The following is a 13,106-nucleotide window of genomic DNA, read 5'->3' on the forward strand; positions in this document are numbered from 1 at the left end:
TCTTTCTATACTTTGCCAGTGTATAAGTCTGAGACAAAATCCAAAGTGAGTTTGTTTCAGCTTTTTTGTTTTTTAAAGAACACTGCAGAAAATAAATCAAATCCGTGAAAAATATGTTAAACTAGAGAAGGTGTTTTTTTCGCAAGAATCTACGCGGGACACAGGACTCGTTGAAGAATTTAATCAAAGAAACAATGTGTTAAAGAAGGGATTTGAACAGATTATGACCATTCAATGGTTTCCCGGCCATATGGCCAAAGCAAGAAGAGAAGTTTCTGAAAAAATCAAATATGTCGATATTGTATTTGAACTAGTTGATGCGCGGTTACCGCTTTCTTCTCGTAACCCAATGATGGACCAAATTGTCCAACAAAAACCACGATTAGTCCTTTTAAATAAAGGGGACTTAGCAGATAATGACCAAAATAAAAAATGGCAACATTACTTTCAAAAGAAAGGGTACCAAACCCTAGTTATCAATGCCCAACAAAATAAAGGAATCAATAAAATTGTGCCAGCAGCCAAGGAAGCGTTAAAAGAAAAATTGGCTCGTGAACAGGCGAAAGGTTTGAAACCGCGTGCGATTCGCGCAATGTGTATTGGGATCCCCAATGTTGGTAAGTCAACCTTAATGAACCGTTTAGTCGGAAAAAAAATTGCGCAAACTGGGAACAAGCCAGGCGTGACAAAAGGACAACAATGGTTACGATCTGGTTCCCAATTGGAATTACTGGATACACCAGGGATTCTCTGGCCAAAATTTGAAGATGAAGAAATTGGGAAAAAATTAGCTTTAACTGGCGCTATAAAAGATCAATTATTGCATCTAGATGATTTGGCGATTTATGGATTAGAATTTTTTGCACGTTTTTATCCGCAACGTTTGACGGAACGATATGGTTTAACAGAGGAAGAGCTATTTTTACCTGCCCCAGAACAGTTGATGTTAATTAGCCAAAAACGTGGTTTTAGAGATGATTATAATCGAGCCAGCGAAATGATTATTTTAGAAATTCGCAGTGGAAAATTAGGTACGTATACTTTGGACCGCTGGGAAGAACTAGGAGACGAATAACATGGCAAAAGAGTCGATTCAGGCAATCAAAGAAGCGTTGTTAACTGTCACTGATGCAACCGATGAACGATTAGCAAGCTGGCGAGAAGATGAACGTTCAGGAGTGCAACAAGCGATCAAACAATGGGAACGTCGCCAGTTAGCCAAAGAACAAGAGTGGCAACTTTTTAAAGAAATGAGTCAATTTGAGGAAGCGGCCTATAAAAAAGGCCATCGTTTAATTGCGGGAATTGATGAAGTAGGCCGCGGACCATTAGCTGGTCCTGTTGTGACAGCTGCAGTTATTTTACCGAAGGATTGTCAATTATTAGGCTTAAATGATTCAAAAAAGCTATCTGCTAAAAAACGGGAAACGTTATATAACCAGATTCAAGAACAGGCTGTCGCTATCGGGTTAGGTATCGCTGATCAAGGAGTCATTGATCAGATTAATATTTATCAAGCAACTAAACAAGCGATGAAAATGGCAATTGACGATTTAGCTTTTACACCAGATTATTTATTAATTGATGCAATGCAGTTAGACGTTCCCCAACCACAAGAAAGTTTGATTAAAGGGGATGCACGCTCCATTTCAATTGCAGCAGCCAGTATTATTGCAAAAGTAACAAGAGATCGATTAATGGAAGAATATGATGAATTATATCCTGGATACGGATTTAAAAACAATGCAGGCTATGGAACAAAAGAACATCTTCTCGGGTTAGAAAAATACGGTGTAACACCCATTCATCGACGTACTTTTGCGCCAATAAAAGATATGATTTAAAAATAAAACACTTTTTTTACGTATTCTTATTTTAAGAAGATGTGAAAGAGGTGTTTTTTGTTGGAAATTTTACAACGACAATTATTATTTAAATTAGCGGTATGCCAAGGAATTGGCAATTTAGGTATCTTAAAAGTATTACAAGAAGCTATCGCACAAAAGCGTGTTGATTTTTCCAGTACAGAAATTATTAGAATTGCTGAAATCAAGAAATATCGTGAATTATTTGAACAATCTTGGTTACACCATACGATTCATAGTGAAGCGTTATATATACGACAATGCCAACACCAATTTATGACAATTTTAGATGCCGTCTATCCTAAATTATTACGAGAAATTTATAATCCACCAGCAATTCTTTTTTATAGAGGAAATTTACAATTGTTAAGCAGAAGGAAAATTGGCATCGTCGGCGCTCGCTATGCCACTTCGTATGGGTTAAGAGTGACTGAAGCTCTGGTTCCTAAAATAGTCAAAGAAGGGTTCACAATCGTCAGCGGTCTTGCCAAAGGTATCGATAGTCGTAGCCATGAGATGGCCATCCAGAGCGGGGGTCAGACAATTGGAATTTTAGGCACTGGATTAGATGTATATTATCCGTATGAAAAGAAAGAATTACAGCAAACTATGAAGCAGAATCAGCTTGTTTTAACAGAATATGTGAATGGAAGTGGGCCGAAAAAATATCATTTTCCTGCACGTAATCGCATTATTGCTGGATTATCTTTAGGGGTCTGCGTGATGGAAGCTCGTAAGAATAGTGGCTCTTTAATTACTGCACAAGCGGCGATGGATTACGGGCGCGAGGTATTTGCCGTACCGGGAAGTATTTTCCAGTCTTTTTCAACAGGCTGCCATGAATTAATTCAGGACGGCGCTAAATGTGTTCAGACAATTGATGATATTTGTGAAGAATTGTGACTTTTACTAATTGTGAATTGACAACCTACGTTCACTTCGGTACTATTTAATCAGATTTTAATCTTTTGGTTGGTAGTTAGGAGTGTCTAAATGGAAACGGTTGTTAGAAAAAGATGGTTGTTTGGTATGCAGCTACTGGGCTTTTTGATTTTGGATCAAATTCCTTTGATGATGGTCTCAGTTGTTCAATTTTCTACAGAAAATTTTTGGTTTCGCTTTGTTAGTGGATTAGTGGCTGTTGGACTTGGTGCCTATTTCGTCTATCTATTTGTTGCTTTTTTGAAAAAGAAAAAGCTCATAACTTGGACTTTTTTAGGAATCAAAGAAACCTTGCCAGTGGTCTTGTTAGGTTTGGTGATAATCTTTTGTGTGGGAATATTTGGTGATTTATTATTACGTCTGGAAGGATTAGAGACGACCTCTAACCAACAAAGTGTTGAAGAAATTGTCCAAGCCATTCCTAAAGGGCTTATACTTATTTTTGCAGGTGTGATTGGACCAATTTTTGAAGAGGGAATTTTTCGTGTCGGGATTCAAGCGTTTTTCAAGCCAGCTTCAAAAATAGGCATACTCGTTTCTTCTATTTTATTTGCACTTGTGCACACGCCCACAGATATAGGTAGTTTTATTATTTATTGGGGCATGGGTTTAGCGTTAAGTTGGGTCTATCTACGCACGGGTCGCTTTGAAGCTGCTGTCTTGACTCATTTTATTTGGAATGTTTTGGGTATTTTAATGCTTTAGGATAAAATCTATAAATCATAGGCATTTTTTATTTATAAATTCGGACAGTCAAACAGAAATGACAGAAATGTTAGAAAGCCTAGTCTTGACAAACCTATTCTATATAGCATATGATGTATTACGATTTGTGCGTTTTTTACATATATTATATAGTAGGAAAGCGAACGCGAAAGGAGCTAATTGAATGGCCTATAAGTATCTCGTGATTGTAGAATCACCTGCCAAAGCCAAAACAATTGAAAAATATCTAGGAAGAAACTACAAGGTGGTTGCCAGTGTTGGTCACATTCGCGATTTACCAAAAAGTAAAATGGGGATTGATATTGAAAATAATTATGAACCTCATTATATTTCGATTCGCGGAAAAGGCGATGTCATCAAAAGTTTAAAAGCGGCTGCAAAAAAAGCTGAAAAAGTCTATCTCGCAGCCGATCCGGACCGAGAAGGTGAAGCAATTGCTTGGCATTTAGCTTATCTTCTTGGCCTTGATTTAAAAGATAAAAACCGTGTGGTATTCAATGAGATCACTAAAGAAGCGGTAAAAGCGGCATTTAAAGAACCTAGAACCATCAACGTTGATTTAGTTGATGCACAACAAGCACGGCGCATTTTAGACCGTTTAGTCGGATACTCGATTAGTCCTATTTTATGGCGTAAAGTCAAAAAAGGCTTGAGTGCTGGTCGTGTGCAATCTGTTGCTTTAAAAATGATTATTGATCGAGAAAATGAAATTCGAGAATTTAAACCTGAAGAATATTGGAGCATTGATGGGAATTTCCAAAAAGGTCGCAAGAAATTCAAAGCAAATTTCTGGGGCGTAGATGGTAAAAAGAAAAAATTACCAAATGCAGAAGCGGTGAAAGAAATCACTTCTCGGATTGACGGTAAAGATTACGATGTTACAAAAGTTGAGAAAAAAGAACGGAAACGTAATCCTGCATTACCTTTTACAACCAGTAGTTTACAACAAGAAGCGGCACGTAAATTAAATTTCCGTACCCGTAAAACCATGATGGTTGCGCAACAATTGTATGAGGGAATTGCTTTAGGGAAACAAGGCACTGTGGGGCTGATTACCTACATGCGTACAGACTCAACCAGAATTGCCGATTCCGCCAAAGCAGAAGCTGCTGAATTCATTGAAAAGACCTACGGAGATGAGTTCTCAGCACATGGCGGTCGCAAAGCAAAAAATACGCAAGGTGCACAAGATGCCCATGAAGCGGTTCGTCCGTCAAGCGTTTTAAGAACACCTGATGAAATGAAGAAGTATTTAGATAAAGATCAATTAAAATTATATACTCTTATTTGGTCGCGCTTTGTTGCTAGTCAAATGACACCAGCGATTTTAGATACCATGAAGGTCACGCTTCAACAAAACGGCGTAACGTTTATTGCCAATGGCTCTAAAGTGAAATTTAAAGGGTTTATGCAAGTATATGTTGAAGGACGCGATGATGGTAAAGAAGACAAGGAAAATATTTTACCTGAATTAGTGGAAGGTGACGTTGTTAAATCGGTCGATATCGAACCGAAACAACACTTTACTCAACCACCGGCTCGTTTTAGTGAAGCCACGTTAATCCGGACTTTAGAAGAAAATGGTGTGGGCCGACCATCAACATATGCGCCAACATTAGAAACCATTCAACGGCGTTATTACGTGAAGCTAACGAATAAACGGTTTGAACCAACGGAATTAGGTGAAATTGTGAATTCCCTAGTTTCAGAGTTTTTCCCACAAATTGTCGATACACATTTTACAGCGACAATGGAAACGGACTTAGATAAAGTCGGTGAAGGTCAAGAAAAATGGGTTGAAGTTGTCGATCGTTTCTACAAGCCCTTCGAAAAAGAATTAACAAATGCCGAAGAAAAGATTGAAAAAATCCAAATTAAAGATGAACCAGCAGGTTTTGACTGCGAACTATGTGGACATCCAATGGTGATTAAGCTGGGTCGCTACGGGAAATTTTATGCATGTAGTAATTTCCCAGATTGTCGGAATACAAAAGCGATTGTCAAAGAAATTGGCGTGACTTGTCCTGTGTGTCACGAAGGACAAGTTATTGAACGGAAATCAAAGAAAAATCGGATTTTCTATGGCTGTAGTCGGTACCCAGAGTGTGACTTCACTTCTTGGGACAAACCAGTTGGCCGACCATGTCCAAAATGTGGGCAATATTTAGTAGAGAAAAAAGTTAAAGGCGGCAAACAAGTCGTTTGTATCAATGGCGATTATGAAGAAAACGTCCAAAAATAAGAAAAATTGAGACCGAAGAATTTACTTCGGTCTTCTCTTTTAGTAAAATGAATTGAGTTTGTAAGAGACAGCTCTTAACTTCTTGACATAGAAAGGAATTTTTATACATGACAAAAAAAGTCACAATTATTGGTGCCGGTTTAGCCGGAAGTGAAGCGGCATGGCAAGTGGCCAATGCTGGCGTACCAGTTGATTTATATGAAATGCGCCCTGTCAAAAAGACACCAGCGCATCAAACAGAAAATTTTGCAGAGTTAGTTTGTTCTAATTCATTACGTGGAAATAGTTTAACCAATGCGGTAGGTGTTTTGAAAGAAGAAATGCGCCGTTTAAATTCAATCATTATTGGTAGTGCAGATCAAACCGCTGTACCAGCTGGCGGCGCCTTAGCAGTTGACCGTGATTCTTTTTCTGAAACAATCACTGAAAAAATTAAAAGTCATCCATTAATTACAATCAAAAATGAAGAGATCACCGATATTCCAGAAGGGATTGTAATTATTGCAACTGGTCCCTTAACTTCTGAAAGCTTATCACAAAAAATTCAAGAATTTAATGGTTCTGAAGGCTTTTATTTTTACGATGCAGCAGCACCAATTATTGATAAATCAACAATTGACATGGATAAAGTTTATTTAAAATCTCGTTATAACAAGGGCGAAGCGGCTTACTTAAACTGTCCGATGACTGAAGAAGAATTCAATGCTTTTCATGAAGCACTAGTCAATGCAGAAGTGGTTCCTTTACGCACGTTTGAAAAAGAGAAGTTTTTCGAAGGCTGTATGCCTATCGAAGTAATGGCGCAACGTGGCATTAAAACCATGTTGTTTGGCCCGATGAAACCTGTCGGACTAGAAGACCCTAAAACAGGTAAACGCCCTTATGCTGTAATTCAATTACGTCAAGACAATGCTGCAGCTTCTTTATACAATATTGTTGGTTTCCAAACGCATTTAAAATGGGGCGAACAAAAACGAGTATTCCGTATGATTCCGGGATTAGAAAATGCTGAATTTGTTCGCTATGGCGTCATGCATCGTAATAGTTTTATGAATTCTCCAGAGTTGCTAAAACCAACCTACCAATCAAAAAAACGTGACGATCTGTTTTTTGCTGGACAAATGACTGGTGTTGAAGGATATGTTGAAAGCGCGGCAAGTGGTTTACTTGCAGGTATTAACGCAGCTCGTCTTGCCAAAGGGGAAGAGCCGATTGAATTCCCTCGCGAAACGACTTTAGGAAGTATGGCTTATTATATTACACATGCAGAAGGCAAACATTTCCAACCAATGAATGCAAACTTTGGGCTTTTCCCAGAGTTACCTGAACGAATTCGTGACAAAAAAGAACGCTATGAAGCAATTGCTAATCGGGCCTTAGATGTCCAAGCTCAAGTTATCCAATCTTTAGACTAAATTAGAAAAAATATGAGAAAAGACTGAGCATCATTGCTAAGAAATGCGATGATACTCAGTCTTTTAATTTTTAGAAAAAAATAACAAAAGCTAAAGAATAGTTAAAATTGTGAACATATTTAGAAATATTGATTAAATTCTGACAACTTAATTGTCTTTTGAAAAAGGTTATGCTAAAGTTACTTTGTAATCGAATGAGGAGGGCTATCACATGGAAGAAAAGAATTGGCCTGAGTTATTTGCTCGTTATCTTATTGTCGAAAGAGGCTATTCAGAAAAAACAAAAAAAGCATATCAAGAAGATATACAACATTTTTTTTCGTTTTTAAAGACTTCAGGTAGTGACAATTATTTGACTGTGGAACATTTGGATGTTCGGGCTTATTTGAGCGAATTATACGATCAGGAATATAGCCGCAATTCGATTAGTCGAAAAATTGCCAGTCTGCGTTCTTTTTATCAATTCTTATTAAAAAATGAAGCAATCCAAGAAAATCCTTTTTCCTATGTTCATATGAAAAAGAAACAGTTACGGTTGCCCCGTTTTTTTTATGAAAAAGAAATGGATGCATTATTTGAGAGCGCACAAGGTGAGCAACCTCTTGATTTGAGAAATCAAGCGTTGCTAGAAGTTCTGTATGGGACTGGCATTCGGGTCAGTGAATGTGCGAACTTAACGGTGGACGCAGTTGACTTTCAAGCTTCTGTTTTATTGGTTCACGGAAAAGGAAATAAAGACCGCTATGTGCCTTTTGGTTCATTTGCACAAGACGCCTTAAAGGATTACTTAGAGAATGGCCGCGCGCTATTAATGACAAAATATCAAAAAAAACATCCGTATGTCTTTGTTAATCATCATGGTGAACAAATCACGCCAACAGGGATTGAATATGTCTTAAACCAACTAATTAAAAAAAGTTCATTAAATGCGGAAATTCATCCCCACATGTTACGCCATACATTTGCGACACATTTATTAAATAATGGCGCCGATATGCGGACAGTTCAAGAATTATTAGGACATGCTAATTTATCAACAACTCAGATATATGCGCATGTGACAAAAGAAAGTTTACAAAAAAATTATCGAACGTTTCATCCTCGTGCATAATGGAGGGAAACGTCTAGGAGGAACAATAATGGTTGAATCACAATTTCACTCTACAACAATTTGTGCAGTCGAAAAAGATGGAAAATTTGCAATGGCTGGTGACGGCCAAGTAACAATGGGCGAATCTGTCGTTATGAAAGGTACAGCCAAAAAAGTGCGCCGTATTTACAATGATGAAGTCGTTGTCGGTTTTGCAGGAAGTGTGGCAGATGCCTTTACATTAGAAGAAAAGTTTGAAGGAAAATTAAATGAATACAACGGAAACTTAACGAGAGCTGCGGTTGAGTTAGCCCAAGAGTGGCGGACACAACAGTCTATGCAAAAATTAGAGGCTATGCTGATTGTGATGAATAAGGAAGAAATGCTCTTAGTTTCAGGAACTGGGGAAGTCATCACACCAGACGATGGTATTTTAGCAATTGGTTCTGGCGGTAATTTTGCTTTGTCCGCTGCAAGAGCCATGAAAAACTTTGGCGATAAAGAAATGCCAGCGAAAGAGATTGCTAAAAATGCCTTAAATATTGCTGCAGATATCTGTGTATTTACGAATCATAATATCATTGTAGAAGAATTATAAGCGAGGGAAAATCCATGAATGAATTAAACAAAACACCAAAAGAAATAGTCAAAGAACTAGATCAATATATTGTTGGACAGCAAGCTGCCAAAAAATCAGTGGCGGTAGCTTTACGTAACCGCTATCGTCGCTTGCAATTAGAAGAAAATATGCAACAAGATATTACGCCTAAAAACTTACTAATGATTGGACCAACAGGTGTTGGTAAAACTGAGATTGCTCGTCGTCTTGCAAAAATTGTCAATGCGCCTTTTGTAAAAGTTGAAGCAACCAAATTTACAGAAGTCGGCTATGTTGGTCGGGATGTCGAATCAATGGTTCGAGATTTAGTAGAAAATGCGATCCAAATTGTTGAAAAACAACAATACAGTCGCGTGTATGCGCAAGCGTTGAAAAAAGCCAATCAACGTTTAGTCAAAGTATTAGTGCCTGGAATTAAAAAAGAACAAAAGCAGGCTGGTGGTAATCAATTTGAACAAATGATGAACATGTTTAACATGGCTCAGCAACAGCAAGAAGCACAAGAAGAAGTAACGGAAGATATTCGAGCGAATCGCCGAACAATTTTGGAACAGCTGGAAAAAGGTCTATTAGATAATCGTGAAGTAACAATTGAAATTGAAGAACCGAAGAAAACGATGCCAGCTATGAATAATGGCCTAGAACAAATGGGCATCGACTTAAATGAAACGTTAGGCGCTCTGTCACCAAAGAAAAAAATCGAACGTACTGTAACGGTGAAAGAAGCACAAGAATTATTAGTGAAAGAAGAATCAGCAAAAATTGTCAATGACGCTGATATTCATAGTGAAGCGATTCGTTTAGCTGAATCAAGCGGAATTATTTTTATCGATGAGATTGATAAAATCACCTCTAAAAGCCAACAAAATTCGGGCGAAGTCTCTCGTGAAGGAGTGCAAAGAGACATTTTACCGATTGTTGAAGGCTCCCAAGTTAACACGAAGTATGGTCCTTTACAAACGGATCACATTTTATTTATCGCTTCAGGTGCTTTCCACTTGTCAAAACCAAGTGACTTGATTCCAGAATTACAAGGTCGCTTCCCAATTCGAGTTGAATTAGATGATTTAACGGCGGATGACTTCGTAAGTATCTTAACCGAGCCAAACAATGCTTTAATTAAACAATATGTAGCATTAATTGGCACAGAAAATGTTTCAGTTATCTTTACAAAAGAAGCAATTGAACGGTTAGCACACATCGCTTATGATGTAAACCGTGATACAGATAATATTGGGGCGCGTCGTTTACACACAATTTTAGAGCGTTTATTAGAAGATTTATTATATGAAGCACCAGATATGCAAATGGGTGAAATTACGATTACCGAAGCATATGTCAATGAAAAATTGAATGACATTGTTCAAAATGAAGATTTAAGTCGTTACATCTTATAAAAAAGGCTGGAGGAGAAAAGATGGCTACATTATTAGAAAAAACACGTCAAGTGAACGAGCTTTTGCAAAAAAACAATCTGTTTGACGTACAAGCAGAACTTCCGTACAACAAAATGGCAATGATTTTAGGGGATATTTTAGAAAGTAATGCGTATATTATTAGCAGTTCAGGGGATTTGTTGGGGTATACTGAAAAATTAGATGTTAATAATACCCGTATCAAAAATATGTTTAAAGAGAAAAAATTTCCTCAAGGATACACCGAGGCCGTGGATATGCTCAAAGTAACCGAAGCCAATATTCCAATAGATAGTGATTTAACTGCATTTCCTTTTGAATCACGAGAGCTATATCCGTTTGGTTTAACCACTATTGTACCTTTGTACGGTGCTGGCAAACGCTTGGGTACGATTATTTTAGCGCGTGTTGAAAAATCCTTTAACGAGGATGATTTAGTGTTAGCTGAATATAGTGCGACCGTTGTCGGCATGCAAATTTTGTATCATCAATCCAGAACAATTGAAGCAGAAGTTCGCAGTGCGACTGCCGTGCAAATGGCCATCAACACTCTTTCCTATAGTGAATTAAAAGCCGTCCACGCCATTTTTGAAGCCTTAGATGGCGAAGAAGGTCGTTTAACTGCTTCAAGTATTGCAGATGAAATAGGCATTACTCGTTCCGTAATTGTGAATGCCTTAAGAAAATTAGAATCAGCTGGCATTATTGAATCACGTTCTCTTGGTATGAAAGGGACTTATTTAAAAGTGTTAAATCAACAATTTATTAAAGAGTTGGAAAAATAAGCAATTGCTCGTATCAACTAGGAGGACAACGCAATGACTGTACAAATTGAAAATGAATTTCTAATCGCAACATTTGCTGAAGAAGGAGCAGAATTAGTAAGTTTACAATCAAAAGAAACCGGCATTGAATATATTTGGCAAGGAAATCCTGAATTTTGGGCCCGCCATGCGCCCGTACTTTTTCCGATTGTCGGTCGTCTAAAAGAAGATACGTATATGTACCAAAATCAAGCGTATCATTTAACTCAACATGGTTTTGCTCGTGATCAAGTATTTGATGTGATCGAAAAAGGCGCAGAAGAAGTTTCTTTTTCACTAAAATCAACAAAAGAAACCAAGAAAAAGTATCCTTTTGATTTTGAACTAGTGATTACTTATACATTAGAACATCAAGAATTGACTGTAAACTACCAAGTAGAAAATACAGGGAAAGAAGAGATGTATTTTGGGATTGGTGGTCATCCAGCCTTTAATGTACCTTTAGAATCTTCACTAACGTTTGAAGATTATTATCTAAGTTTTTCACCTAAAAAATCACGGACACAAATTCCCTTAGCAGGCCCGTTTATTGATTTAGCGAATAAAACGCTAGCCCAAACGAATACCAGCTTTGACTTAACGCATCAATTATTTGAAAATGATGCAATGATTTTTGAAACAAAAGGTCAAACAGCAATTACGATTGCCACAGACGAAAGTGACCATCAAGTCACTTTGAGTTATCCAGAAATGCCTTTTGTAGGGATTTGGTCACCGACACCGAAAGAAGCGCCTTTTGTCTGTATCGAACCTTGGTGCGGGATTGCTGATGCTGTCGACGCAACTGGCCAACTTGCTGAAAAATTTGGCATCAATAAGTTACCAGCTAACGAACTATTTAAAACACAGTATATGATTAGTGTAAAATAAAGAAAAAGGCTGTGAACATTATTTGTTCACAGCCTTTTTCTTTATTTTTTTGCACGTAAGCCAAAAGAGAGGCGACTTTCTGTTCCGTTTTTAATTCGCTGAATGTTTTCACGATGACGGACAAAGATAAAAGTAGTCAAAGCAATCGCAATCACGGTTAATAACCAGTTAAATGTTGGTAAAATAGCTGGGACAGTGAAAGGCAAAATAATAGTAGAAAGTGTAATTAGTACAGCGCTAATCATACTTGTTAAACTCACCATACTGGTTAGATACAGACAAATCACAAAAATAAGAGCAGAATAAATAAAAAATGTGGGGCTGTATGCTAATAACATGCCAGCGCTAGTGGCTACGGCTTTACCACCTTTGAAATTGGCAAAAATAGGGAAGGTATGCCCTAAAACAGCTGCTACCCCAAAGAAAAGCGGGTTCACGCCTTGTAAACCAAACAAATAGGGTAATGAAGTGGCTAACGTTCCTTTCAAGATATCCATTAATAATACCGTAATTCCGGCAGGTTTCCCTAAGACACGAAATGTATTGGTTGTTCCTGTATTCCCACTCCCAAATTGGCGTATATCTTTTTTAAAGAAAAGTTTGCCAATCCAAACACCTGAGGGAATCGAACCTAATAAATAGGCAACAAGTAACAAAATGACGATTTTCATCAAGTTAACCTCTTTCTTATTCAAACTAGGATTTATTTTATCATGAATAGAAAAACGGAACAACGTCTAATAACTAAAACAAGAAAAGTTTTTCTTTTGCTTGAGGAAGCGTTGACAAATGGTTGATAACCGTTATAATAAATGTGTGTCATTAGACAAAGACGTCTAATCACTGGTTTGAAAATTAGTTATCAACGAAGATACAATATATATGTACTTATGAAGTGTCAGGGAAAGAGGTGCGAATCCTCTACAGACCTACCTACTGTATGGTGGATGAAACCAATAAGACCACAGATTATTCTGGAAGGATTGGGAGTAAGAAGAAGCTAAGTCAGGATACCGGCTTGATAAGTCTAATCATTCTTTTGTAGGAAAAAGAAGGGGCTTTGAAGATAACTGGCTGAGTATATCATTAGCATAGTTA

General features: G+C 37.5%; 12 protein-coding genes and 1 riboswitch. Of the genes, 11 read left to right on the forward strand and 1 reads right to left on the reverse strand.

The window, feature by feature from the left end; all coding sequences use genetic code 11:
* Nucleotides 1-223: 223 nt before the first annotated feature.
* From ylqF to HMPREF2810_RS06570, 11 genes are all read left to right on the forward strand, one after another.
* Nucleotides 224-1,075, forward strand: coding sequence for a ribosome biogenesis GTPase YlqF (gene ylqF, locus HMPREF2810_RS06520; RefSeq protein WP_002357480.1), 852 nt, complete (start codon nt 224-226; stop codon nt 1,073-1,075).
* A 1-nt stretch (nt 1,076) separates the two neighbouring features.
* Complete coding sequence (locus HMPREF2810_RS06525) at nt 1,077-1,844, forward strand: ribonuclease HII (protein WP_002408462.1); 768 nt, start codon at nt 1,077-1,079, stop codon at nt 1,842-1,844.
* 60 nt (nt 1,845-1,904) lie between these two features.
* Nucleotides 1,905-2,768 (forward strand): DNA-processing protein DprA, encoded by an 864-nt coding sequence (gene dprA, locus HMPREF2810_RS06530; RefSeq protein WP_002393384.1) that lies wholly within the window; start codon nt 1,905-1,907, stop codon nt 2,766-2,768.
* Nucleotides 2,769-2,858: 90 nt separating this feature from the next.
* Complete coding sequence (locus HMPREF2810_RS06535) at nt 2,859-3,512, forward strand: CPBP family intramembrane glutamic endopeptidase (protein ID WP_010715228.1); 654 nt, start codon at nt 2,859-2,861, stop codon at nt 3,510-3,512.
* A gap of 184 nt (nt 3,513-3,696) precedes the next feature.
* Nucleotides 3,697-5,775: a type I DNA topoisomerase gene (gene topA / locus HMPREF2810_RS06540; RefSeq protein ID WP_002357484.1), complete on the forward strand. Its 2,079-nt coding sequence runs from the start codon at nt 3,697-3,699 to the stop codon at nt 5,773-5,775.
* A gap of 107 nt (nt 5,776-5,882) precedes the next feature.
* The gene (gene trmFO / locus HMPREF2810_RS06545) at nt 5,883-7,190 is read left to right on the forward strand and encodes an FADH(2)-oxidizing methylenetetrahydrofolate--tRNA-(uracil(54)-C(5))-methyltransferase TrmFO (protein WP_002357486.1); all 1,308 of its coding nucleotides are present in this window, start codon (nt 5,883-5,885) and stop codon (nt 7,188-7,190) included.
* A 211-nt stretch (nt 7,191-7,401) separates the two neighbouring features.
* Complete coding sequence (gene xerC, locus HMPREF2810_RS06550) at nt 7,402-8,301, forward strand: tyrosine recombinase XerC (protein ID WP_002398307.1); 900 nt, start codon at nt 7,402-7,404, stop codon at nt 8,299-8,301.
* 28 nt (nt 8,302-8,329) lie between these two features.
* A complete protein-coding gene (hslV, locus tag HMPREF2810_RS06555) occupies nt 8,330-8,878 on the forward strand; it encodes an HslVU peptidase proteolytic subunit (protein ID WP_002357489.1) in 549 nt (182 codons plus the stop codon).
* A gap of 14 nt (nt 8,879-8,892) precedes the next feature.
* Nucleotides 8,893-10,296 carry an ATP-dependent protease ATPase subunit HslU gene (hslU, locus tag HMPREF2810_RS06560; RefSeq protein WP_002366731.1) on the forward strand — a complete coding sequence of 468 codons (1,404 nt, stop codon included), beginning with the start codon at nt 8,893-8,895 and terminating at the stop codon, nt 10,294-10,296.
* 20 nt (nt 10,297-10,316) lie between these two features.
* The gene (gene codY, locus HMPREF2810_RS06565) at nt 10,317-11,099 is read left to right on the forward strand and encodes a GTP-sensing pleiotropic transcriptional regulator CodY (protein ID WP_002408465.1); all 783 of its coding nucleotides are present in this window, start codon (nt 10,317-10,319) and stop codon (nt 11,097-11,099) included.
* Nucleotides 11,100-11,132: 33 nt separating this feature from the next.
* Nucleotides 11,133-12,008, forward strand: coding sequence for an aldose 1-epimerase family protein (locus HMPREF2810_RS06570; RefSeq protein ID WP_002408466.1), 876 nt, complete (start codon nt 11,133-11,135; stop codon nt 12,006-12,008).
* A gap of 41 nt (nt 12,009-12,049) precedes the next feature.
* Here HMPREF2810_RS06570 and plsY read toward each other — a convergent pair whose 3' ends face one another.
* A complete protein-coding gene (gene plsY / locus HMPREF2810_RS06575) occupies nt 12,050-12,679 on the reverse strand; it encodes a glycerol-3-phosphate 1-O-acyltransferase PlsY (RefSeq protein ID WP_002360243.1) in 630 nt (209 codons plus the stop codon).
* Nucleotides 12,680-12,873: 194 nt separating this feature from the next.
* Nucleotides 12,874-13,045: riboswitch (cobalamin riboswitch) on the forward strand.
* Nucleotides 13,046-13,106 lie beyond the last annotated feature (61 nt).

The organism is Enterococcus sp. HMSC078F03 (assembly GCF_001811595.1).
Taxonomy (GTDB): domain Bacteria; phylum Bacillota; class Bacilli; order Lactobacillales; family Enterococcaceae; genus Enterococcus; species Enterococcus faecalis.